Source organism: Burkholderia sp. E168m22 (assembly GCF_001319805.1).
Taxonomy (GTDB): domain Bacteria; phylum Pseudomonadota; class Gammaproteobacteria; order Burkholderiales; family Burkholderiaceae; genus Burkholderia; species Burkholderia orbicola.
In genome coordinates this window covers 1-21,643 of sequence record NZ_BBSK01000155.1, presented here as the reverse complement: position 1 = coordinate 21,643, position 21,643 = coordinate 1, and the positions used below count along the sequence as shown (strand labels likewise).

At 68.5% G+C, this 21,643-nt stretch carries 21 protein-coding genes; 12 read left to right on the top strand and 9 right to left on the bottom strand.

The genetic code is table 11. The features are described 5' to 3' along the window. Positions 1-20 precede the first annotated feature (20 nt). Both AP428_RS33975 and AP428_RS33970 read left to right on the top strand, forming a co-directional pair. Positions 21-347, top strand: a complete 327-nt coding sequence (locus AP428_RS33975) for a hypothetical protein (protein WP_006481339.1) — start codon at positions 21-23, stop codon at positions 345-347. A gap of 148 nt (positions 348-495) precedes the next feature. Beyond that, positions 496-1,548, top strand: coding sequence for an AraC family transcriptional regulator (locus AP428_RS33970; protein ID WP_011545643.1), 1,053 nt, complete (start codon positions 496-498; stop codon positions 1,546-1,548). 44 nt (positions 1,549-1,592) lie between these two features. On the opposite strand, the gene AP428_RS33965 is transcribed toward AP428_RS33970, so the two are convergent. Both AP428_RS33965 and AP428_RS33960 read right to left on the bottom strand, forming a co-directional pair. After that, the gene (locus tag AP428_RS33965) at positions 1,593-3,005 is read right to left on the bottom strand and encodes a hypothetical protein (protein ID WP_011545642.1); all 1,413 of its coding nucleotides are present in this window, start codon (positions 3,003-3,005) and stop codon (positions 1,593-1,595) included. Between the two features lie 31 nt (positions 3,006-3,036). Next, positions 3,037-3,798 carry a 2-keto-4-pentenoate hydratase gene (locus tag AP428_RS33960; protein ID WP_011545641.1) on the bottom strand — a complete coding sequence of 254 codons (762 nt, stop codon included), beginning with the start codon at positions 3,796-3,798 and terminating at the stop codon, positions 3,037-3,039. 305 nt (positions 3,799-4,103) lie between these two features. On the opposite strand from AP428_RS33960, the gene AP428_RS33955 reads away from it, so the two are divergent. The 5 genes from AP428_RS33955 to AP428_RS33935 all read left to right on the top strand — a co-directional run bounded on the left by AP428_RS33955 (position 4,104) and on the right by AP428_RS33935 (position 8,095). Then, complete coding sequence (locus tag AP428_RS33955; protein ID WP_011545640.1) at positions 4,104-4,583, top strand: universal stress protein; 480 nt, start codon at positions 4,104-4,106, stop codon at positions 4,581-4,583. 13 nt (positions 4,584-4,596) lie between these two features. Then, positions 4,597-4,788: a DUF2964 family protein gene (locus AP428_RS33950; protein WP_011545639.1), complete on the top strand. Its 192-nt coding sequence runs from the start codon at positions 4,597-4,599 to the stop codon at positions 4,786-4,788. A gap of 186 nt (positions 4,789-4,974) precedes the next feature. Next, positions 4,975-6,711, top strand: a complete 1,737-nt coding sequence (locus AP428_RS33945) for a site-specific integrase (protein ID WP_011694988.1) — start codon at positions 4,975-4,977, stop codon at positions 6,709-6,711. A 56-nt stretch (positions 6,712-6,767) separates the two neighbouring features. Further along, a complete protein-coding gene (locus tag AP428_RS33940) occupies positions 6,768-7,091 on the top strand; it encodes a TfoX/Sxy family protein (protein WP_011545637.1) in 324 nt (107 codons plus the stop codon). 89 nt (positions 7,092-7,180) lie between these two features. Beyond that, positions 7,181-8,095 (top strand): hypothetical protein, encoded by a 915-nt coding sequence (locus tag AP428_RS33935; protein WP_011545636.1) that lies wholly within the window; start codon positions 7,181-7,183, stop codon positions 8,093-8,095. A 31-nt stretch (positions 8,096-8,126) separates the two neighbouring features. Here AP428_RS33935 and AP428_RS33930 read toward each other — a convergent pair whose 3' ends face one another. Together AP428_RS33930 and AP428_RS33925 are read right to left on the bottom strand one after the other, a co-directional pair. After that, on the bottom strand, positions 8,127-9,278 hold the full coding sequence (locus AP428_RS33930; protein WP_011694989.1) for a branched-chain amino acid ABC transporter substrate-binding protein: 1,152 nt from the start codon (positions 9,276-9,278) through the stop codon (positions 8,127-8,129). Positions 9,279-9,313: 35 nt separating this feature from the next. After that, positions 9,314-10,543 carry an FAD-binding oxidoreductase gene (locus AP428_RS33925; protein WP_054928684.1) on the bottom strand — a complete coding sequence of 410 codons (1,230 nt, stop codon included), beginning with the start codon at positions 10,541-10,543 and terminating at the stop codon, positions 9,314-9,316. 231 nt (positions 10,544-10,774) lie between these two features. On the opposite strand from AP428_RS33925, the gene AP428_RS33920 reads away from it, so the two are divergent. Continuing rightward, positions 10,775-12,187 (top strand): PLP-dependent aminotransferase family protein, encoded by a 1,413-nt coding sequence (locus tag AP428_RS33920; protein ID WP_011545633.1) that lies wholly within the window; start codon positions 10,775-10,777, stop codon positions 12,185-12,187. A 10-nt stretch (positions 12,188-12,197) separates the two neighbouring features. Here AP428_RS33920 and AP428_RS37725 read toward each other — a convergent pair whose 3' ends face one another. Then, complete coding sequence (locus AP428_RS37725; RefSeq protein WP_023475958.1) at positions 12,198-12,332, bottom strand: hypothetical protein; 135 nt, start codon at positions 12,330-12,332, stop codon at positions 12,198-12,200. 1,000 nt (positions 12,333-13,332) lie between these two features. On the opposite strand from AP428_RS37725, the gene AP428_RS33915 reads away from it, so the two are divergent. Continuing rightward, a complete protein-coding gene (locus tag AP428_RS33915; RefSeq protein WP_011545632.1) occupies positions 13,333-14,757 on the top strand; it encodes a PLP-dependent aminotransferase family protein in 1,425 nt (474 codons plus the stop codon). A gap of 57 nt (positions 14,758-14,814) precedes the next feature. On the opposite strand, the gene gcvA is transcribed toward AP428_RS33915, so the two are convergent. Continuing rightward, positions 14,815-15,735 (bottom strand): transcriptional regulator GcvA, encoded by a 921-nt coding sequence (gcvA, locus tag AP428_RS33910; protein ID WP_011545631.1) that lies wholly within the window; start codon positions 15,733-15,735, stop codon positions 14,815-14,817. A 125-nt stretch (positions 15,736-15,860) separates the two neighbouring features. Here gcvA and AP428_RS33905 point away from each other — a divergent pair, with 125 nt between their 5' ends. Genes AP428_RS33905 through AP428_RS33895 form a run of 3 tightly spaced genes read left to right on the top strand, consistent with a single transcriptional unit; the run spans position 15,861 to position 20,004 of the window. Then, a complete protein-coding gene (locus tag AP428_RS33905; RefSeq protein WP_011545630.1) occupies positions 15,861-17,207 on the top strand; it encodes an aspartate aminotransferase family protein in 1,347 nt (448 codons plus the stop codon). Next, entirely contained in the window at positions 17,204-18,007 is an 804-nt protein-coding gene (locus tag AP428_RS33900) for an enoyl-CoA hydratase-related protein (protein WP_011545629.1), read from the top strand. Before AP428_RS33905 ends, AP428_RS33900 begins: the two co-directional genes overlap by 4 nt. Positions 18,008-18,024: 17 nt before the next feature. Beyond that, positions 18,025-20,004, top strand: a complete 1,980-nt coding sequence (locus tag AP428_RS33895) for an AMP-binding protein (RefSeq protein WP_226292199.1) — start codon at positions 18,025-18,027, stop codon at positions 20,002-20,004. Between the two features lie 37 nt (positions 20,005-20,041). Here AP428_RS33895 and moaD read toward each other — a convergent pair whose 3' ends face one another. The 3 genes from moaD to AP428_RS33880 form a co-directional block, all read right to left on the bottom strand. Then, a complete protein-coding gene (gene moaD / locus AP428_RS33890; RefSeq protein WP_006498429.1) occupies positions 20,042-20,299 on the bottom strand; it encodes a molybdopterin converting factor subunit 1 in 258 nt (85 codons plus the stop codon). Positions 20,300-20,351: 52 nt separating this feature from the next. Continuing rightward, entirely contained in the window at positions 20,352-20,924 is a 573-nt protein-coding gene (locus AP428_RS33885; protein WP_011545627.1) for a molybdenum cofactor biosynthesis protein MoaE, read from the bottom strand. Positions 20,925-20,971: 47 nt separating this feature from the next. Continuing rightward, positions 20,972-21,643 (bottom strand): GTP 3',8-cyclase MoaA (locus AP428_RS33880; RefSeq protein WP_374755424.1); only part of this gene is annotated, 672 nt, incomplete at its 5' end.

Below are 21,643 nucleotides of genomic sequence, written 5' to 3'. Positions count from 1 at the left end.
GGGAAATCGAAGGAGAAACCATGAAGCAAACCTTGTATTGCACCGCCCGGACCGCGCTGGCCGTCACCGTCGCTGGCCTCGTGCTCGCCGCGTGCGGCTCGACGCAGATGAACATGGTCGACGTCCAGACGTCGACCGCGAAGACGCTCGGGCTCGCGTCGTCGGACGAGATCACGATCGCCAACGTCCAGTACGGGAAGAAGGACGGGCTGGGCGGCCAGAAGGTGAGTTACGACGCGACGACCGGCAAGGGGCGGCGTTTCGGCTGTACGGTGTTCATGATTCCGGGGCTCACGCCGATCGATCGGCCGACGTACAACAACTGGGAATGCCATCCGCAGCGGTGATGGCCGCGATGACGACCACGCCCGGCGTCGGGCGTCGGTCGATCGCTTAGGGGGACGATGCACCGCGTGGGCCTTGCGCCGACGCAGTTTGGTCCGATAATTGACGAACCGATTCTTTCCTGACCCGCCGGTTCGATAAAAAACTGTCATGGATCAAGCTGCATTTGTCCCTGTTTTCAGGTTCCGCACGACCGACTATCCCGAGCCGGACCGGTTCCACGTCTGGGTCAAGGACATGCTGTGCGACTACCGGCTCGACGACGACGGCGGCCACGGCCCGTGCGACGCGGAAGCAACCGGCGCGGCGCTCGGCCCGCTGATCTTGTCCGGCCGGCACTGGCACTCGCGCGCGCCGACCTATACAGTGCGCCGCACGCCGCGGCGAATCCGGCTCGACGGGCAGGATTCGATCCGCTTCACGCTGCTGCTCGGCGGGCGGCTGGCGAGCCATACCGGCGGGCCCGAATTGATCAAGGGCGCCGGCGACCTGTTCGTCTACGACGTCGCGCAGATCAACGACTGCAAGGTCGAGGCCGGCGACGTGATCAGCCTCGTCGTGCCCCGCTATCTGCTGCCGGCCCATGCAGCCCAGGCGCACGGCCAGACGCTGACGAGCGGCGTGGGCCGGCTGGTCGCCGACCAGATGCTGTCGCTGTTCCGCAACCTGCCGAACCTGCGCATGCAGGACGTGCCCAGCATTGTCCAGTCGATGCTGTTGCTGCTGGCCGCGGCGGTGTCGCCGAGCGCGCAGGCGTTGAACGACGCACGCGGCCCGATCGACCATGCGCTGGTCGATCGCGTGCGTCGCTACATCGACCTGCATTTGCTGGAGCCGGACCTCACGCCCGAACGGATCTGCCGCGACATCGGCGTGTCGCGGGCGCGGCTCTATCAGTTGTTCAAGGAAGAGGGCGGCGTGATGCGGCAGATCACGCGGCGGCGCTTGCGTCACGCGTATCACGTGCTCGGCGATCCGCAGCGCCGGCATCAGCGCATTGCGGAAATCGCGTGGGCGCACGGCTTTCCCGACGAGAAATATTTTCACCGGTTGTTCAAGGCGGAATTCGGCCACACGCCGAAGGAGACGCTCGAGTGCGCGGCCGCGCCGATCCTGCTGCCGTGCGGTGCAACCGATGCGCGCTGGGGCGACGGCGGCCGGCTGGCGGGATGGACGCTGCCGTTCGGGGTGCTCACCAACTGAGCCTGACGCGCGTGAGCATCGCGCGGTGAACGCGCGCTAGCGCATCACGCACAGACGCTGCTGGCGATGCCGCCGTCATCCATCTCGTCGAGCACGGCGCGCAAGTCGTCGATGGCCACCATCAGTTCGCGGACCTGCCGCAACGACGGGTACTGATGCAGCACGGCTTGCCACTGCGGCAGGGTCAGCAACGCGTGCCAGATGACGCCGAGGCCGTCCGGATCGGCATCCGGCCGTTGCGCGAGCGCGCTCGCGTATTCGAGGCTCGCCTGCGCGGACAGCAACTGCATCCGGCTTGCGGCGCCCAGCAGGCGCGGCGTCGTGTCCGCGGACGCGTCGCAGCAATACAGCACTTCGCGTGGCAGCGCCCCTTCGTCGGTCGTCAATGCGTGCAGCGATGCGCCATGCACGTGCACCGTGCCCTGATGCGTCTCGAATGCATAGACCGTGTCGGGTGCGGCCTGCGCGAGCAGGTTCAGGCCGCGCCGCAGCCGCGGCAGATCGGTCGTCGCCGCGTCCGCGGAGGCCTTCGCTTCGACCAGGAAGCGCACGTTCCATGCGGCCGCCGGGTCGCTGCCGCGCGCGCGTTCGAGCAGGATCGCATCCCATTCGGTTTTCGCGCGGTCGTGCCGGCCCGGGATCGACGAAGGCACGCGCATCGACGTGACCACGCGGTAGGTACGCTCGTCGTCCACCGCGTCGAGTTTGCGCGCCAGTGCGTCGAGCGCCTGGGCCGCCAGCGCCTCGACGGCCGCGCCGCGCTGCTGAGATGCGGCGCCCTGCGCGACCGCGACCGTGCTGCCGACGAGCGGCCCCTGACGGACCCACAGCGCGCGGTAGCGACGGACGTCCGTGTCCGCGGCCAGCGCATCGAGCCGCAGCATGCGTTCGAGCGCGGGGCTGTCCTTGAGCCTGACGATGTCTTGCTCGAACGCCGCGTCGGTCGCCATCTCGGGCAGCGCGAGCAGGTGCGCGAGCGCCGCATGCAGCTTGCCCCACGTCGCCGCGGTCGCGGCCGCATGCAGGCGCGCGAGGCCGTCGCGTTGCCATGCCAGTGCGCTGCGCTCGAGCTTGGCCGGATGCGCGATCGCATTGACGGCCGAGTAGAGCGCACGCCGGTCCTGCTCCGCGTGCGCGGACAACGATGCGTATTCGCGCACGTTCGGCGCATCGTGACGCAGCACCGATGCCTGAAACGACGGATCGCCGGATGACGGGTCCATCGCGTCGCGGATCATCCGCGCGAGCGCATCGATGAAGCGCTGCCGCAAATCCGCGCCGGGCGCGTGGCCGTCCGCCCGCATCCTGCGCGCCTCCTCGATCACGATCGCCAGCGCGGTGGCCGGGTGCGTCGCGTCGGTCAGCGACGACGCGCGCTCGAGCGGCGGCAACCGGTAACGGCGCGCGACGGTGCGCAGGGTGGTGTCGAGCAGGGCGGGAAGCGGTGTCAGCGACATGGCGGGTTGGGCGTGAAAGAGACGTGAACCGTTACGCCGTCAACGTCACCGACAGGCTGCCGAGTTCGCCGAAGCGCACCGTCAGCACGTCGCCGAGCGGCACCTCGATCGCGCCCGCGTACGAGCCCGTCGTCACGATCTGGCCGGCGCGCACTGCATCGCCGCGCGACGCGAGGAAATTGACGAGCCACACCAGCGGCTTGAGCGGATCGCCGTCTGGATGGCGGCCGTCGATCGTGCGGTTCAGCGCGCCTTCGAACGACAGCGCCAGCGTCTCGAGCGGCACGTTCAATCCGTCCGGCACGACCGGGCCGACGCACAGCCCCTGGTTGAATTGCCCGTCGGCCAGCAACTCGAACTTCGACGCGCGCGCCGGCTCCGCATAGCGGCAGCCGAGGACTTCGAGCACGATGCGCACTTCGCGGATCGCGGCGCGCACGTCGCCTTCGTCATACGGCTGCTCGCGTGCCGGCAGATCACGATCGAGCACGAACGCGATTTCCGGTTCGATCCGCACGATCGGCCCGCCGACGACGCGGTACGGCGCATCGGCTTCGCGGATCGTCGACGCGAAGATCGGCGCGAGGATCACGCGATCGGGCGGCGGCAGTGCGCATTTCCAGCCGCCGACGGGTTCGCCGAGCAGGTCGGCGACGCGCTGCTGGATCGCGAGCGCGGTTTCGATGTCGTCGGGGCGCAGCGCATCGGGCAGCAGCGGGCCGGGCGAGCCGGCATGGCGGGCGGCGACGAGATGCTGGGCGGCGCCGTCCACGCGTTCGGTAGTCGTTGTCATGTCGGTTGAGCGAGTTGAAAGTGGGGCCGGCAAAAAAGGGCCGGACGAAAGTCGCATGGTCGATGATAGCGCCTTCGGGGCGATGGCCGCTCGAAAGGGCCTCGGCGCCCGCATTGCCGGCCCGGCTCGCGGCCGTGCTGAAAACACGAGCTTTTCCCTTCCCGTCGCGCCGTTTTGCCGCACGCACGGTCGCCGCCGGGCTTGACCGCTATCAATATCCGAACCCGCCGCCGGCCGATGATGGAGACATGGCCGCGCATAAGAGAGCGCGCTGCCATGCAAAAACTCACCCCAGCGAGGTTCGCATGTACGAGAAGATCATGGTGGCGGTCGACGGCAGCGCTTCGTCGAAACAGGCGCTTGCCGAAGCCGTGAAGGTGGCGCTGGCGGGCGATACGCACGTCAGCGTCGTGTATGTGGTCGACAAGTCGGTGCTGTTCACGTACGCCGGCCGTCTCGATCCACACGCGCTCGTCGAGGAAATTCGCGACGACGGGCGCAAGGTGCTGCGCGAAGCCGAACAGATCATCGCGCTGGCCGGCGCGAAGGGCGAAGCCGAACTCGTCGAGACCGAGAGCATCGGCGAGGACATCGCGGAACGCCTGCAACGCTACGTGAAGGAGCGCGGGATCGATCTCGCGGTGGTCGGCACGCACGGGCGGCGCGGCATCCGGCGCGTGCTGCTCGGCAGCGTCGCCGAGCGTTTCGTGCGCGGCTCGAAGTGCCCGGTGCTGCTGATTCGCGGCGACGATGCCGACGAGTCGGCCGCCGCGGCCGCGGCATGACGCGGCGCGCGCGATGATACGCCGCCAGTACCGGATCGTCGTCGCGGCGCTCGCCGTGTTCGTGTCGCTTGCCGGGATGATGGCCGTTGTGACGGGCCTGCTGTTCGATGCCGCGACGGCGCTGCGCGGCGGCGCCATCGCGTTGATCGTCGGCGTCGCCGGCTTCGTCGTGATGCTGAACCCGGGGCCGAAAGGCGAGGAGTGACGCGGTCGGGCGAGGCGGCGGCGCACGTCGGGTGTCGGTTTCGCGACGACCGGCGGCCGCCGTTGCGCCGCCGGGATTTCGCGTGGTCGCTTGCCGTCGCCGGCGCCTTCGTGTGGTCCCGCCCGATCGGGATATCGGCCGCTTCGACGTTGCCGCCCGCTCGGCGCTTCTGTCAAACTGGCGCCCATGAAACCGCGCCTCGCTTCACCGCCTTCCTCCGATTCCGCGCCTGCGCCCGCAGGCTTTCCCGACGCCGACGAACTGGCCGCGCTGCGTGCGTGGTACGCGGGCATGACCGTGCGCCAGGCCGTCGAACGCTACCTGCCCGACCGGCTCGGCGGCGGGCGGTCGGCACGCGGCGTGATCGGCGCGATTCGCCGTCGCCTCGTGCGCGTCGCGCGGCAGGTCGGTCGCCCCGACCTCGCGGAACGGCTCGGCCACGCGGACGGTGAGCGTTTGCGGGAGGCGAAGGTGGCCACCGACGCGATCGGCCTGCTGCGCCATGCGCGCGCGCCGGTCCCGCAGATCAGCGACGACGTCGGCCTGTGGCTGCCGGCACGCGCGGTCGTGGCATTGCGTGCGCACGGGATCGCGACGCTCGCCGACCTGACGGTGCGGATTCCGCGCCGGCGCCAGTGGTGGCGCACGATCGCGGGCCTCGGCATGGCCAGCGCGCGGCGCGTCGAGGCATTCTTCGCCGCGCATCCGGACCTGACCGAACGGGCGCGCGCGCTGATCGCCGCGACGCCGCGCGGCAGCATCGTGCCGTGGGAGCACCTGAAGCTGCCGCACGAAGTCGACGGCTCGGCCGGCACGTTCCGCGCGCCGCGCGCGACCAGCACGCTCGACGCGGACAACGATTACGCGGCCGTGCACGCGTGGCTGTCGCTGCACGAATCGGCCGCGACGCGGCGCGCATACCGCAAGGAGGCCGAGCGGCTGATCCTGTGGGCGATCGTCGAGCGCGGCCGCGCGCTGTCGTCGCTGACCACCGAGGATGCGCTCGCGTATCGCGCGTTCATCCGCCGCCCGACGCCGCACGAACGCTGGGTCGGGCCCGTGCGGCCGCGCGGTGCGCCCGACTGGCGGCCGTTCTCCGGGGCGTTGTCCGCGCGGTCGGCGGCATACACGCTGTCGGTGCTCGGCGCGCTGTTCCGCTGGCTGATCGAGCAGCGCTATCTGCTCGCGAATCCGTTCGCGGGCGTGAAGGTGCGCGACACGCGCGGCGCGACCGCGCTCGACACGTCGCACGCGTTCACCGAAGGCGAGTGGCTGCTGGTCCGCACGATCGCCGACGGGCTCGAGTTCGGCAAGCGCACGGCCGACGGCGCGCCGCAGCCGGGCTGGACGCCGGCCGCCGCGCAACGGCTGCGCTTCATTCTCGATTTCGGCTATGCGACCGGGTTGCGCGCGAGCGAACTGGTCGGCGCGACGCTCGGCGACATCGAGACGGATGCGCACGGCGACGCATGGCTGAAGGTGATCGGCAAGGGCAGCAAGGCGGCCCGCGTCGCGCTGCCGCCGCTGGCGCGCACGGCGCTCGATCGCTATCTGGTCGCGCGCCGGTTGCCGGTCACGCCGGCGCGCTGGCGGCCCGATACGCCGCTGATTCCGCGCCTCGCGGAAGACGACGCGGCCGCGATCACGAGCGTGCGGCTGTGGAAGGTGATGCAGCGTTTCTTCGCGCAGACGGCCGACGCCGTCGAAGCCGACCATCCGGCGCTCGCGCACAAGCTGCGCCAGGCGAGCCCGCACTGGATGCGGCATACGCATGCGACCCACGCGCTGGCGCGCGGCGCGGAGCTGACGACGGTGCGCGACAACCTGCGGCATGCATCGATCTCGACGACGTCGATCTATCTGCATGGCGACGACGTGAAGCGGGCGCGGCAGATGTCGAGCGCGTTCGGTATCGACAAATGAGTTGAACGGCGCGGCGTCGACGCGGGTCAGACGATGTTTCGATCCCGGAGATTCGCATGGCATCGAGCCAGAGCACGATCGATTTCATCGTCGAGCAGATCGCGGCGGCCGGTACGGTATCGGCGCGCAAGATGTTCGGCGAATACGGTATCTATTGCGACGGCAGGATGGTCGCGCTCGTCTGCGACGACCGGCTGTTCGTCAAGCCGACGTCCGAAGGCCGCGCGTATCTCGGCGCGTGCGACGAAGCCCCGCCGTATCCGGGCGCGAAGCCGCATCTCGTCATCGCCGGCGATCGCTGGGACGATCGCGAGTGGCTCGCGACGCTGATCCGGCTCACCGCCGCGCAATTGCCGCTGCCGGTGAAGCGCGGCCGATGACGATCATGCTGCATGCGACGTCACGCCCGCAGCGGCAGGCGTATTCTGTGACACATGCGCGCGACCATCGTGCGCCACGGAGTAAACACATGGAGACATCCGGACCTTCACGCGGCACGCGGCATGCGCGCCGCGTCTGGCACGCGCTCGTCGCGACCCTGTGCGTGGGCTGGAGCGCGCTGTCGTTCGGCGCAGAGGGCGCGAACGGCGCGGCCGCGCTGCTCGAGCGCTACCGCAGCCTCGGCGCGCAATTGAAGGACAACGCGTTTCACCGGCCCGTGGTCCTCGAATCGTCGGAGGCATCGTCGTCGCTGAAGGGCGACATCTATGCGGTCGTCGATTATCCGTTCGCGGTCGTGAACGGCCAGCTCAACGATCCCGCGCAAGGCCCCGCGAACTGGTGCGCGGTGCTGATCCTGCACCTGAACACGAAGTACTGTCACGCGTCGAGCGGCGGCAACGGCCCGGTGCTCGACGTGAACCTCGGCCGCAAGATCGAGCAGAAGCTGTCGGACACCTATCGCGTGCAGTTCCGCTATCGCGTGGCGGCCGCGACGCCCGACTATTTCCAGGTGGACCTGACCGCCGACAGCGGCCCGATGGGTACGAAGGATTACCGGATCGCGCTGGAGGCCGTGCCGGTCGGCGCGTCGCGCACGTTCCTGCATCTCACGTATTCGTATGGCTTCGGCACGGTCGGCCGGATGGCGATGAAGACCTACCTCGCGACGGTCGGCAGCGACAAGGTCGGGTTCACGAACGTCGGCGCGGCCGCGCAGCCGCAGTACGTCGGCGGCGTGCGCGGGCTGCTGGAGCGCAACACGATGCGCTACTACCTCGCGATCGACACGTATCTCGCGACGCTCGACAAGCCGGTCGACCAGCGCCTCGCGCGCTGGTTCGACGCGACCGAGCAGTATCCGCAGCAACTGCACGAAGTGGAGCGCGGCGCGTATCTGCAGATGAAAGCGCAGGAGGTGCAGCGGCAGCAGACGGCGCGATAGGCGGCGCCTGCCGCCTGTCGCCCGGCGTCGATCAGTTCGACGCGCCGCCGACCGTGCGAATGCTGTGCCATTGCCCCTGTTCGACGCGGAACAGCGTGTACGGCGGCTTGACCAGGTCGCCACGCTCGTCGAACGAGATCTTGCCGGTCACGCCGGTGACCGACACGCCGGGCAGGCTCGCGACGATCTTGCCGCGATCGGGCGAGTCGGCCTTGCGGACCGCCGCGATCATCGCGAGCGCGGCGTCGTACGCGAACGGCGCATACAGTTCGACATCCTGGTTGAAGCGCGCCTTGTAGCGCTGCGCGAACGCGACGGCCGACGGCAGCTTGTCGAGCGCCGGGCCGGGCTCCAGATCCTGCGTGCCTTCGCCAGCGTTGCCGGCGATCTTCAGGAACGCGTTGCTTTTCAATGCGCCGGCGCCGAACAGTTGCGCGCGGATGCCGAGCGAGCGCATCTGCTTGACGAGCATCGCGCCCTGTTCGTCGAGCCCGCCGAAGAACAGCAGGTCGATGTTGTTGCTCTTCATCGTCGTCAGGATGCCGCGGAAATCGACGGCCTTGTCGTTCGTGTATTCACGGCCGACGATGCTGCCGTGCGCGTCCTTCACGCCCTTCTCGAACGCGTCGGCGAGACCCTGGCCGAACGCGGTGCGATCGTCGATGATGCCGATCCGCTTCGCCTTCAGCTGCTCGACCGCGAAGCGGCCGGCCACCACGCCGCCGACACCGTCGTGCCCCATCGTGCGGAACACGTTCCTGAAGCCCTGCATCGTCAGTTGCGGATTGGTCGAGCCGGGCGTGATCATCGCGACGTTCGCCTGCTTGTAGACGGCCGACGCCGGAATGCTGCAGCCGGAGTTGTAGTGGCCGATCACGCCGACCACGCCGTCGTCGACGAGCTTCTGCGCGACCTGGATCGCGATGCGCGGATCGGCCTGGTCGTCCTGTACGTCGAGCACGAAGCGCACCGGTTTGCCGCCGATGGTCGGATGCTTCGCGTTTTCCTCGTCGAGGGCGAGCTGCGCGCCGTATTGCAGATCCTTGCCGACGCGCGCGACCGGCCCCGTCAGCGGGCCGGCGAAGCCGATCCTGACGGTTTCCGGGTCCGCGGCCTGCGCGGACGCCGCGACCGTGCCGATCGAGCAGACGGCCAGCCAAGCCAGCCAGTAACGACGATTCATGATGCTTCTCCTTGGGGTGGAAATCGTGGCGCGCGTCAGAATCGTGCGGCCCGGTATGGCGTGAGGTCCAGCGGCGGGGCGCGCTGGGCGACGAGGTCGGCGACGATCTGCCCGGTGATGCCGGCGAGCGTCACGCCGAGATGCTGATGACCGAATGCGTGGATCACGCGCGCGCTGTCGCGTGCGCGGCCGATGACCGGCACGCCGTCGGGCAGCGTCGGCCGGAAGCCGAGCCAGCTGCGCGTCGGTGCGCCGAGCGACGGCACGGCTTCGCGCGCGGAGCGCGTGAGCAACGCGACCAGCGACGGATTCATCGGCGCGTCGAAGCCGCCGAGCTCGACGATGCCGGCCGCGCGCAGCCCTTCGTCGAGCGGCGTCATGTAGAAGCCGCGCTCGGCCCAGCCGACCGGCCGCGTGACGATCGGCTCGTGCGCGCCGAACTGCACGTGATAGCCGCGCTCGGTATCGAGCGGCACCGCATCGCCGCACGCGGCTGCGAATTCGCGCGAACGGGCGCCCGCGGCGATGACGACGTGATCGAACGCGCGCACCGTGCCGCCCGCGTGCACATTCACGCTGTGGCCGGCCGGGGCGATCCGTTCGACCCGCGCGCGTTCGAGCGTCGCGCCAGCGGCGGCGAGCTGGGCGAACAGTTCGCCGAGAAACCCGTGCGGATCGGAGAAATGCCAACTGCCCGCGAACAGCACGCCGCGCGAGAAGATCGGCGCGAGCGCGGGCTCGAGCCGGCGAATCGCGCTTGCATCGAGCGTCTCGAACGGCACGCCGAGCCGGCGCCGCAGCGCGAGCGACGGCTGCGCGGCGTCGAACGACGCCTGCCGCGCGTACAGGTACAGGCATTCGCGCGGCCGCACGAACGCCGCGAGCCGCGACGGCGCGAGCAGCGGCGCATAGCCGTCGGCGGCGCGCGACAGCAGCGCGGCCAGCGCACTGGCGCTGCGCGCGTGACGCGCGGGCGTCGACGCGAGCAGGAAGCGCGCGAGCCAGGGCGCGCCGTGCAGCAGATATGGCCAGCGGATACGCAACGGGCTGTCGGCGGCGAACAGGAAATGCGGCAGGTCGCGGAACACCGACGGGCCGTTTACCGGCACGCAACCGTACGGCGCGAACGTCGCGGCATTGCCGAACGACGCGCCCTGGCCGACGCCGGCCGGATCGAACAGCGTCACGCGATGCCCGTCGCGCTGCAGCCATGCCGCCGCGCCGAGCCCGATGAAGCCTGCACCCACGATGGCGACGTTCGCCATGACGCTTCCCCTTCGAAGGAGATGATTCACACAAAGTTGCAATCAAGAATCACACAGTAAATTTTTGTGTGCAATCAAAATAATATTGTGTGGTGCTGGCGTTTACCCGATTTCAACTCGCTGATTCAGCAGACTTTTCAGTGAATGATTGACGGGGCGGGGAGATCCTATACAATCGCGGGGCAAGCCAAAACGGCAGACAAACGCTTTTTGTGTGGTCACGGGCGATAGATGGCATCAGACAAACTTTCTGGCGAGCGCGATGGCGGCCTGCCGGCACCGGCGAAGCGACCGACCTACGTCGAGGTCTCGAGCTCGATCGAGGCGGAAATCCGCAACGGCATGTATCCGCCCGGCAGCCGCCTGCCGCCGCAGCGCCAGCTCGCGACCGAACTCGGCATCAACGTGTCGACGGTGTCGCGTGCGTACAAGGAATTGCAACTGCGCGGCCTCGTGATCGGCAGCAAGCGTCGCGGCTCGCTCGTCACCGGTGGCGCGATGCCGAGCATCGAGCCGGCCCGCGCGTCGCTTGCGGCGGGCAACGGCGTGATCGACCTGACCGTGAACCGCCCGGCGACGGGCGAATTTCTCGCGAGCCTCGCGCAGACCTTCGCCACGCTGCCGAACGACCCGCGCTTCGCCGCGCTGCAGGAATACCAGCCGCCGCAAGGCCCCGACTGGGCGCGTGCGGCCGGCGCGCAGTGGCTGGCCGCGCCGGGCTTCGCGCCGTCGCCCGACCAGGTGGTCGTCACGAGCGGCGCGCAGCACGGGCTGTATGCGGTACTCAACAGCCTGATCGGCACCGACGGTGTGATCGTCGCCGACCGCCTCACGTATTACGGGCTCAAGGCGCTCGCGCCGGTGTTCCAGTTCGAGATCGTCAGCGCGCCAGCCGACGACGACGGCCTGCTGCCCGACGAGATCGAACGGATCTGCCAGCGCATGCCGGTCAAGGCGATCTTCGTCGTGCCTAATCTGCAAAACCCGACCGTGACGACGATGAGCCTCGCGCGCCGCATGGCGCTCGTCGACATCGCGCGGCGCCATCACGTGACGATCATCGAGGACGACGTGTACGGCCCGCTCGTGCGCGACCGGCTGCCGGCGATCGCGGGGCTGTGCCCGGAGCTGACGTTCCATATCGGCGCGACGTCGAAGATCCTCGCGCCGGGGCTGCGCCTCGGCTACCTGAGCTGTCCGCGCGACAGCGTCGCGCTGTGCGCGGAAGCCGTGCGGACCACCGCATGGATGCCGGCGCCCACGTCGATGTTGATCGCGACGGTATGGATCGAGGACGGCACCGCCGAGCGGATCATGGCCGCGCAACTCGCGGAGATTCGCGCACGCGTCGATCTCGCGCGGGAACTGCTGCCGGCCGGGCAACTGAAGGCCGACCCCGCCTGCATGTTCGTGTGGCTGCGGCTGCCGCCGCCGTGGCGGGCCGACGACTTCGCCGCGAATGCGAAAGCGCGCGGCGTGATCGTGATGCCGTCGTCGACTTTCGCGGTCGACCGCGCGGAACTCGAGCACGGCGTGCGCATCAACCTCGCGTGCCCGGCCACCCGCGACGAACTCGTCAACGGGCTGCGCATCCTGTCCGGCACGCTGAAGGACCGGCCGCGCGCGCTGTTCGGTTCGATCTGACGGCGCCGGCTCAGTCGAGCCACCCCGCGACGACGTCGACGATCCGCTGCAGCAGCGCTTCGTCACAAGGCAGCCACGGCACCGCGCGCAGCAGCGACGGCGGCGGCGCGATCGCCGGTTCGACCGGCTCGCCGTCGCGCGTCACGCGTCGCGCGGCCGGTCGCGCAATGCAACGACCACGCGCCGGCGCGCACGTGGCGTTCGTCGATCGTGATCCTCCCTTGCGCAACCGGTTCGGCGAATACGAGCGACAGCACATGCCTGCGATGTTGCGCCATCACGCCCCGCGGCAAGTCCGACAACCGGTTCAGGCGCCCAGCGTCGCGTCTCGATACCGCGTTGGCGGACCGGGTCCGTCGCCGGGCCTTAGCCGTCTAGCCGTCGCGCGCGTGGCATCGTCGTCGAGCGCGAACGCGGCCACGCTGACGAGCAGATCGGCCGCACGCGCGACTTCCGGGAACACGACCGGATCGGGTTCGCCGATCGGCAGCGGCGCCCCGCGCGCGCGGTGCCGGTGAAGCGCGCGCTGGCGGTCGTGTCGGTTAGTCTTGCGACGAGCAGATCAACGAGGGCGCGATCAGACCGGTGTGCACTTCGGGTCGGCCGCGTCGTTCTGGCGCGATTGCTTCTGTACTGATTGGACGGCGTGCATCGCACCGCCGACGCCGGCTACAGGTTCGACCGTGTACCGCATGGTGGGGCGCTCACCACGAAAACCCGTATTGCGGCCCTATTGGTCCGATCGCACGAAGGCCCGTACGGCGGCCGTCCTGGGCCGATCCGGCCGCGCTGTGCCGGCCAACTCGCCAACCGGCCGTCCGGCCATTTCATAAGACGTACAGTTTTCCCGTGATGCGCGATTCGCGCCGAACTGTACTCTTGTTCGCGCGCTCGATGTGTGTACTCGTCGCCAACTGTTCTTCTCTTAAGATTAGATCATCAAGTGCACAGTGCCGCAGATCCCGCTGTTCCGGAACCCTGCCGGTGCATCTTCAAGAGAGAGCCAGTGCGATGGAAAAGGCAAAACCGGAGGGAAAGATCAGGAATCACGACGGCCCGGTCGGCGGGCGAAACACGTGCAACGCGTGCGTATCGGGCGCACACGGCGGGGCGACGGGGCGGCGCGCGCCGGCAGGAGACGCACGATGAAACTCTATGAAAAACTCGCGGACGACATCGAGCGTCTGATCCGCCAGGGTGTGTACCGGCACGGCGACCGGATTCCGTCGGTGCGGCAGGCGAGCCAGCAGCACCGGATCAGCATCACGACCGTGCTGCATGCCTATCTGCTGCTGGAAAGCCGCGGGTTGCTCGAAAGCCGGCCGCAGTCGGGCTATTTCGTGAACCTGCGGCGCGACGACGGCCACGCACCGGTGCGCGAGCTGCGGCCGTCGAAGCCGATCGCGATCTCGTCGTCGGTGGACGTGAGCCGGCTCGTGCTGTCGACGCTGCGCTCGATCGGCACGGACGACGCGGTGCCGCTCGGCTCGCCGTATCCGGACCCGAGCCTGTTTCCGTTCGAGAAGCTGAACCGCTACGCGTATGCGGCCGGTCGCGACAAGTCGCTGTGGGGCGTGACGGACGGGCTGCCGCCGGGCCATCCGCGGCTGATCCGGCAGATCGCGCGGCGCTATCTGGAGAACGGGATGTCGGTGGACCCGAATGAGATCATCGTGACGGTCGGTGCGACGGAGGCGATCAACCTGTGCCTGCAGGCGGTGGCGAAGCCGGGCGACACGATCGCGGTGGAGTCGCCGACGTTCTACGCGATGCTGCACGCGATCGAGCGGATGGGGATGAAGGCGATCGAGGTGGCGACGCATCCGGAATACGGGATCGACATCGCGGCGCTGGCAGCGATCGCGAAATCGCAGCCGATTGCCGCGTGCATGGTGATGCCGAACTTCCAGAACCCGCTGGGCTTCCAGATGCCGGACGAGCGCAAGCGCGAACTGGTTGAGTTCGCAACGAAGGCCGGCATACCGATCATCGAGAACGGTGTGTATAACGAACTGTATTTCGGCGATACGCATCCGAGTTCGCTGAAGTCCTACGACCGGACCGGGATCGTGCTGCATTGTTCGTCGTTCTCGAAGAGCCTGACGGCCGCGTACCGGATCGGCTGGGCGCTGCCGGGCCGCTATCGCGATCAGGTCGAGAAGCTGAAGTTCCTGAATACGCTGGCGACGCCGTCATTGCCGCAGTTGGCGATCGCGGAGTTTCTGGAACGCGACGGCTACGAGCATCACCTGCGACGCTTGCGCAAGGCGTATGCGCAGCAGGCGAACCTGATGCGCGCGATGGTGTCGCGGTTTTTTCCGGAGGGCACGCGCATTTCGAGCCCGGCGGGTGGGTACGTGCTGTGGGTCGAGCTGCCCGCGCAGGTCGACGCGATGCGGTTGTACCAGCTCGCGCTGGAGCAGGGGATCACGATCGGCCCCGGCTACATGTTCTCGATCACCGACAATTACCGGAACTTCATCCGGTTGAACTACAGCAGCCCGTGGTCGCCGGAGATCGAGCAGGCGGTGATCACGGTCGGGAAGCTGGCCGCGGCGTGCATGCGGTGAACGGGTGGGTGACATGGATCGCGGGCGGCGAGACCTGCCGCGTGCGATTCATGTCGTTCAAGCCCAGCCGGCCGCCGAAAACGACCGTGCGGCCGATCGCAGCCAACTGCAGAACGCATCGATTTGCGGCCGCGCGGCGGCCGCGCGCGTCGTCAACAGATGGTAGCTGTAGGGGCCTTGCACCGGCTTGCCCGGCGCAATGGCCAGCAGCCCTTGCCTGACCGCATCGGCGGCGAGGACGTCCGACGCCACGGCCACGCCCTGGCCCGCTATCGCGGCATCGAGCGTCAGATAGGTATGCGAGAAGCTCGGCCCTTGCCGCAAACGCGCCGGGCCGGCCTGCACGTCCTGCATCCGGCTCCAGCGCATCCAGTCCACCTGCTCCGGAATGCGAGCCTCGTATTCGTCGTGCAACAGCGTTGCACGCAACAGATCGTCCACGGTGCGCAACGGCTTGCATATCGACGGTTGCCCGACCGCGAGGAACGTCTCCGACATCAGTTTTTCCGCGATGAGCCCCGGATAGGGGCCCACACCCAGGCGGATCGCCACGTCGACGCGCTCGCGGCTGAAGTCGACGGCGGGCACCGAAGCCAGCAGGCGCACCTCGATGTCGGGATGCAGCCGCCGGAACTCGCCCAGGCGCGGCATCAGCCAACGCGTGACGAACGACGGCATCGCGGTGACCGTGACCTCCGGCGAATCCGCGGCTTGCCGGATGTCGAGCGACGCGCGCTCGAGCTCGTCCATCAAGCGTTCGATTTCCAGGAAGTAGCGCCGCCCGATCTCCGTCAACTGGACCGACCGGGCGCCACGCATGAACAACGGCGTGCCCAGCCACTCCTCCAGCAGCCGCACCTGATGGCCCACCGCACCGGACGTGACGCACAGCTCGTCACCTGCCCGGGCGAAGCCGCCATGGCGCGCGGCCGCCTCGAATGCGCGGACGGAGAGCAGCGGTGGAAGTTGTCGCGACATGACTAAATTGAATTGAGTCTCAGTGTGGAAACGTTTGATTTGTTGCGCGGGAAAGGCGTGCTTAATCTACAAGCCTCCTGTCACGAGGCTCAGAAATAGTGAGCCATGCCATTTCCGGAGTCAACATGGATCTCAGTATTCACGGCGAGTCGAATCCCGCGCTCGCGTCGTCGTTTCGAAAGGTGCTCGTGCCCTGGGCGGTCCAGGGCGGGCTCAATCCGCCGGTCATCACGCATGCGCAGGGATGCTACTTCTACGATGCGAACGGCAAGCGCTACCTGGACCTCACCAGCGGCTATGTCGCGGTGTCGTTGGGACATGGCCATCCGAAGGTGGTCGAGGCGATCCAGGCGCAGGCCGCGCGCATGTGCTGGGTCGCGTCCAGCTACTTCAACGACGTGCGCGCCGAATACGCGGAACTCCTGAACAGCGTTTCGCCGTGGCCGGACGGGCTGCGCGTGCATTTCACCTGCGGCGGTGCCGAGGCGAACGACGACGCGGTGAAGATCGCGCGGCTGGTGACACGCCGGCCCAAGGTGCTGACCGCCTATCGGTCGTATCACGGCAGCACGCTCGGCGCGAGCGCGATGACGGGCGTGGACCGCTGGCGCGATCCGTTCCCGGCGCTGCCGGGCATGGTGAAGTTCTTTGCGCCGTATCCGTATCGCAGCCCGTTCCATACGTCGGAGCCGGCCGAGGAAACCCGGCGCGCCCTCGATCACCTGGCGCGTGTCCTTTCGCATGAAGGCGCCCAAAACGTCGCCGCGATCCTGATGGAGCCGATGACCGGCTCCAGCGGGGTCGTCGTCTACCCGCCGGGCTATCTCGCGGGCGTTCGGGATCTGTGCGACCGGCACGGCATCCTGCTGATCTTCGACGAGGTCATGACGGGCTTCGGGCGCACGGGGGCATTGTTCTGCGCCGAGCGGGTCGGCGTGTTGCCGGACCTGATTTCGTTCGCCAAGGGGGCCAGCTCTTCGTATACGCCCCTTGGCGGCGTCCTGGTGCGCGAAGGTGTGGCCCGCCACTTCGATACGGAACTCTTCGACGTAGGCCACACGCATGCGGGCCACGTACTGGCGGTCGCCGGCGGGCTCGCCGCGCTGAAGGTCTATCTGGAAGAGGGCTTGTTCGAGCGGGCGCGCGAGATCGAAGGCTGGCTGCGCGACGGTCTCGGCGAGCTGGCGGAGCGTCATCCGTCGATCGGCGACGTGCGGGGCATGGGCGCCCAGTTCGGCATCGAGCTGGTGCGCGACCGGGAAACGCGCGAGCCGCTCGTCGAGTGGCACCACCCGGCGGGATCGGCGCCGATGCGCGCGTTCTATGGCGAACTGCTGAAGCGCGGCGTTCACGCGTACGGGCGCTACAACGTGGTGATCGTGACGCCGCCGCTCGTCATCTCGCGCACGGAGCTGGACGAGGGACTGGATGCGCTCGACGCGGCGCTGACGGTGCTGGAGGCCGCGCGATGAACTATGAGGACATTCTGTATCGCGAAGCGGGCGGCGTGGCGACGATCACGATCAACCGTCCGTCGGTGTACAACGCGTTCCGCGCCAGGACGGTCGACGAACTGCTGCATGCCTTTCAGCAGGCGGGCTGGAATCGCGAGATCGGCGTGATCGTGCTGACCGGCGCCGGCGAAAAGGCCTTTTGCACCGGCGGCGACCAGACGAGCCACGGCGATGGCGGCTACGGTGGCCGCGGCGCGATCGGCTTGCCCGTGGACGAGTTGCAGAGCCTCATTCGCGACGTGCCGAAGCCGGTGATCGCGCGCGTCAACGGCTATGCGATCGGCGGCGGCAACGTGCTCGTGACGGTGTGCGACCTGGCGATCGCGAGCGAAGCGGCCCAGCTCGGGCAGGTGGGGCCCAGGGTGGGGTCGGTGGATCCCGGCTTCGGCACGGCGCTGCTCGCACGTGTCCTCGGCGAAAAACGCGCGCGGGAAGTGTGGTTCCTGTGCCGGCGCTACACGGCGCGCGAAGCGCTTGCAATGGGGTGGCTCAATGCGGTCGTGCCTGCCGATCAGCTCGACGGGGAAGTCGCGCGATGGTGCGACGAAATCCTTGCACTGAGCCCCACGGCGCTGGCGATCGCCAAGCGGTCGTTCAACGCGGATTCCGAGAACATTCGCGCGATCGGTGCGCTGGGATTCGAGGCGCTGTCGCTGTACTACGACACCGACGAATCGAAGGAGGGCACGCGTGCTTTCCGCGAAAGGCGCAAGCCCGATTTCCGGCGTGGAAAGGCTGGCCATGATCCGCAACCCTGATCTGTCGCCCTGCCTGCTTGGGGCGATCCGGCAGGGCGACATCGTGCGACTCACGATTCGGACGGAGCACTTCGATGAGCACCACTGACATACTTTGGCAACCACCGTCCGACTGGCGGACCAGCACGCTGCTAGGTGAACTCTGCGCGTGCCTGGGCGCATCGTCGTTCGAAGAACTGATCGGGATTTCGCTGCGTGAGCCGCAACGCTACTGGGCCGCGGTGATGACGCACCTGCAATTCCAGTGGCGAACGCCGCCGCAGCGGCATGTCGACCTGGCGGGCGGCCCCGCGTTTCCGCGATGGTTTCCCGGCGGTCGACTGAACTGGGTCGATCATGTGCTTGCGCACGCGGACGGTCCACGCGCGATGCAGGCGGCAGTCATCACGGAAACGGAGGACGGACGCGTCAGCACGACCAGCTATGCCGCGCTGGCTCGGGAAGTACGGCGCCTGGCTTCGCGGCTCGCCACGCTTGGCGTCGGTGCAGGCGATCGGGTCGGCATCATGATGACGATGGGGGCGCAGGCCGCGGCCAGCCTGATTGCCGTATCGGCGCTCGGTGCGATCGCCGTGCCGCTGTTCACCGGCTTCGGGGCGGACGCCGTCGCCGCGCGACTGACGCTGGCCGACGCGCGTGTGTTGCTGGCGAGCGGCGGCTACCTGCGCCGCGGACGCACCATCGACCTGAAACCCGTGTTCGACGCCGTGCAAGAACAGATGCCGGGTTTGCGCATCGTCGTCCACGGCGACGAGCCGGCGCGTTCCGCCGCCCTCGACGACCCGGCTTCCGCGCACGCGGCGGCGCCCCGCGCGTTTCCCGCGCAGGACCCGGACCAGCCGTTCATGATCGTTTTCACGTCCGGCACGACGGGGGAGCCGAAGGGCACGGTGCACACGCATGCCGGGTTCCCGTTGAAGATCCTGCACGATTGTGCGTACCACTTCGAGTTGCGCCCCGGCGATCGCTGCCTGTGGCCGAGCGACATGGGCTGGATCGTCGGCCCGCTCACGACGGTCGGCGCGCTCGTCCGCGGCGCGACCCTGGTGTGCTACGACGGCGCGCCCGACCATCCGGGCGCCGGACGTCTGGCCGAAATCATCGACCGCCACCAGGTCACGCATTTCGGCGCATCGCCCACGCTGATCCGCAGCCTGGCGGCGTCGCCGGATGCCGTCGACGGCGCGGTGCTGGAGAGCCTGCGTGTGCTGATGGTGGCCGGCGAGGTGATCGACCCGGATCACTTCGCGTGGTTCTTCCATGCATTCGGCCGGGCGCGGTTGCCGGTGATCAACTACAGCGGCGGCACGGAGGCGTCGGGCGCGCTGTTGGGCAATGTTCCCGTGCGCCCGATCCGTGCCTGCGCTTTCAACGCCGTATCGCCGGGCGTCGACGCGTTTGCCGCCGACGAGAAAGGGCAGCGCGTGCGTGGCGTTCCCGGTGAACTGGTGATCGCCGCGCCTTTCGTCGGGATGACGTCGGGATTCTGGAACGCGGCCGACCGCTACGAGGAAACGTACTGGCGCCAGCGGCCGGGCCTGTGGACGCATGGCGACCTGTTGCTCGAAGACGATGACGGACAATTCTTCATCCTCGGCCGCGCGGACGACACGCTGAAGATTGCCGGCAAGCGGCTGGGGCCGGCCGAGGTCGAGTCGGTCGTGCTCGGGTCGCCGCTCGTGCGCGACGTGGCGGCCGTCTCGCTGCCCGATCCGGTGAAAGGGGAGCGGCTGGTGGTTTGCGTCAGTACCCACGGCGAACCGCCGAGCGTGCTGGTGAAGTCGCTGGCCGATCGGATCGAGGCGGCGCTGGGAAAACCGTTCCGTCCCGGCGTCGTGCATGTCGTGCCCGATCTGCCGCGCACGCGCAACGGGAAGGTCATGCGCCGCGTGGTGCGAAACGTGTTGCGGGGCTTGCCGCCGGGCGACGTGAGCGCCCTCGAGAATCCGGCGGCGCTTGCAGCGTTGCAGGCGCTGGCCGATCAGGGCACGGCATGACGGATCGACATCGGAACGGGCGGGGCGCGGTGTGGTGTCATCCCCCCGTCACCGGCGGAAAGAATGCGACCTCGCTGTCCTCCCGCACGACGAATTCCCCGGTCACCATTTCGAGGTTCACGGCCGCCCGCACTGGGCGGTCCATCCGCAACGCGTCCGCGCTGCGCGCGTCGCGCGCGGCCAGCGTGCCGCGCAGCGCGTCGACGGTGAGTTCGCGGGCATCGATTTCGACGGTTTCTTCATCGAGCGCCAGTTGTTCGCGAATGCTCGCGAAGTATTTGATCGTCAGTTTCATTGGAATGTCTCGAGCAGGAGCGGCGGAATCGGAAAACACGAAGCGAGCGCAATCAGCCCCAGCGCCGCATCGCCTGGTCGTCATGCGCCTTCGCCTCGACCCAGCCGGATTCGCCGTCGTGCCGGATCTCCTTCTTCCAGAACGGCGCGTGGGTCTTCAGGAAATCCATCAGGAATTCGCACGCATCGAACGCGGACGCGCGATGCGCGGCGGCCACCACGACCAGCACGACCGACTGGCCGAGCGGAATGCGTCCGACGCGGTGCACGATCCTGACCGCCTCGAGCCGCCAGCGCGCGGTGGCCTCCTCGACGATGCTCCATAGCGCCTGTTCGGTCATCGTCGGGTAGTGCTCGACTTCCAGCGCGACGACGTCGTCGACGTCGCCTTCCTTGCGCACGACCCCGAGAAAATTCACGACCGCACCGACATTCGGATTGCGAACGATCGGTGCAAGCTCCGCGCCCGCGTCGATCGGCGCATGCTGCACGCGCACTTCGAAGCCGGCGGCGATCGCGGGCGCCGATTCGGGGTGCGGGTCGGTCGCGTCGACGGGCGGCGGGGCGCTGCCGGCACGCGGCGGATCGTCCGGCAGCCCGGCGCGGGATTCGGTGAAGGTCGTCATGACAGGTTCTCCAGTGGGCGGCGCATCCTGTATCGCGGGGCGGCCCGTCAGCCGCCGACGAGCGACATGCGCACGGTCGGATAGGTCTTGCCCGGCGCGCGGGCCGGCCGTGCGGCCCGGCGCTCGGAATAGCGGTCGTCGCGCTGCGTCCAGCGTGCGCGCACGGCGGCGGCGAGGTCGGCGGTCGACGCGGCGTCGTCGAGCCACGGCCGCAGGTCGGTGCCTTGCGTCGCGAACAGGCACGTATAAAGCCGGCCGTCGGCTGACACGCGGGCGCGCGAGCAGGTGCCGCAGAACGGATGCGACACGCTCGCGATGAAGCCGACTTCGCCCGCGCCATCGATGTGCGCGCAACGGATCGCGGTGGCGTCGTGCCCCGGTTCGCCGACGAGCACGAGCGGATAGTGTTCATCGATCAGCTCGCGCATCCGCGCGGCCGGGACGACCTTGTCGCCGGACCAGAAGCTGGCGCCGCCGACATCCATGTATTCGATGAAGCGCACGGCCACGCCCGTATGCCGGAAGTGCCGCACGAGCGGCAGGATCTGGTCGTCGTTCACGCCGCGCTCGATCACTGCGTTGACCTTGACCGGCGCGAGCCCGGCCGCATGCGCGGCTTCGATGCCGGCCAGCACGCGCGCCACCGGCACGTCGGCGTCGCTCATCCGGCGGAATACCGCGTCGTCGAGCGCATCGAGGCTCACGGTCACGCGCGACAG

Bases quoted from the DNA above. Each gene is read 5' to 3' on its own strand.
- AP428_RS33975 (WP_006481339.1), top strand. From the start codon at position 21: ATGAAGCAAACCTTGTATTGCACCGCCCGGACCGCGCTGGCCGTCACC.
- AP428_RS33970 (WP_011545643.1), top strand. From the start codon at position 496: ATGGATCAAGCTGCATTTGTCCCTGTTTTCAGGTTCCGCACGACCGAC.
- AP428_RS33965 (WP_011545642.1), bottom strand. From the start codon at position 3,005: ATGTCGCTGACACCGCTTCCCGCCCTGCTCGACACCACCCTGCGCACC.
- AP428_RS33960 (WP_011545641.1), bottom strand. From the start codon at position 3,798: ATGACAACGACTACCGAACGCGTGGACGGCGCCGCCCAGCATCTCGTC.
- AP428_RS33955 (WP_011545640.1), top strand. From the start codon at position 4,104: ATGTACGAGAAGATCATGGTGGCGGTCGACGGCAGCGCTTCGTCGAAA.
- AP428_RS33950 (WP_011545639.1), top strand. From the start codon at position 4,597: ATGATACGCCGCCAGTACCGGATCGTCGTCGCGGCGCTCGCCGTGTTC.
- AP428_RS33945 (WP_011694988.1), top strand. From the start codon at position 4,975: ATGAAACCGCGCCTCGCTTCACCGCCTTCCTCCGATTCCGCGCCTGCG.
- AP428_RS33940 (WP_011545637.1), top strand. From the start codon at position 6,768: ATGGCATCGAGCCAGAGCACGATCGATTTCATCGTCGAGCAGATCGCG.
- AP428_RS33935 (WP_011545636.1), top strand. From the start codon at position 7,181: ATGGAGACATCCGGACCTTCACGCGGCACGCGGCATGCGCGCCGCGTC.
- AP428_RS33930 (WP_011694989.1), bottom strand. From the start codon at position 9,278: ATGAATCGTCGTTACTGGCTGGCTTGGCTGGCCGTCTGCTCGATCGGC.
- AP428_RS33925 (WP_054928684.1), bottom strand. From the start codon at position 10,543: ATGGCGAACGTCGCCATCGTGGGTGCAGGCTTCATCGGGCTCGGCGCG.
- AP428_RS33920 (WP_011545633.1), top strand. From the start codon at position 10,775: ATGGCATCAGACAAACTTTCTGGCGAGCGCGATGGCGGCCTGCCGGCA.
- AP428_RS33915 (WP_011545632.1), top strand. From the start codon at position 13,333: ATGAAACTCTATGAAAAACTCGCGGACGACATCGAGCGTCTGATCCGC.
- gcvA (WP_011545631.1), bottom strand. From the start codon at position 15,735: ATGTCGCGACAACTTCCACCGCTGCTCTCCGTCCGCGCATTCGAGGCG.
- AP428_RS33905 (WP_011545630.1), top strand. From the start codon at position 15,861: ATGGATCTCAGTATTCACGGCGAGTCGAATCCCGCGCTCGCGTCGTCG.
- AP428_RS33900 (WP_011545629.1), top strand. From the start codon at position 17,204: ATGAACTATGAGGACATTCTGTATCGCGAAGCGGGCGGCGTGGCGACG.
- moaD (WP_006498429.1), bottom strand. From the start codon at position 20,299: ATGAAACTGACGATCAAATACTTCGCGAGCATTCGCGAACAACTGGCG.
- AP428_RS33885 (WP_011545627.1), bottom strand. From the start codon at position 20,924: ATGACGACCTTCACCGAATCCCGCGCCGGGCTGCCGGACGATCCGCCG.